This window comes from Mycobacterium angelicum (genome assembly GCF_002086155.1).
Taxonomy (GTDB): Bacteria; Actinomycetota; Actinomycetes; order Mycobacteriales; family Mycobacteriaceae; genus Mycobacterium; species Mycobacterium angelicum.
This window is the reverse complement of the sequence record NZ_MVHE01000456.1, coordinates 1-236: the sequence shown is the minus strand read 5'-3', so window position 1 is coordinate 236 and position 236 is coordinate 1. Positions and strand designations below refer to the sequence as shown.

The window sequence follows — 236 nt, the reverse complement described above, 5'->3', positions numbered from 1 at the left end:
CGCCGGCGGTGCTGTTCGACGATCCGGTGGACTTGCTTGACGCCCAAGGAAACCCGATACGGGTGACCAGCCGGGGGATGTTCTCCGCGGACCCGGCGCGGCTGAGGGTTCGTGGCCGAGACGATCGGCTGCGCTGGTGGGCCGGACCGTGGCCGGACGACGAGCGGTGGTGGGATCCGGATCGGGCGAGTGGCCGCACCGCGCGCGCTCAGGTATTGCTGGACGGCGATCCCGGC

At 71.6% G+C, this 236-nt stretch carries 1 pseudogene; it reads left to right on the top strand.

Going from position 1 to position 236, the window contains the following annotated elements:
* A pseudogene (locus BST12_RS30250) lies at positions 1-236 on the top strand (DNA polymerase Y family protein); the annotation flags it as partial.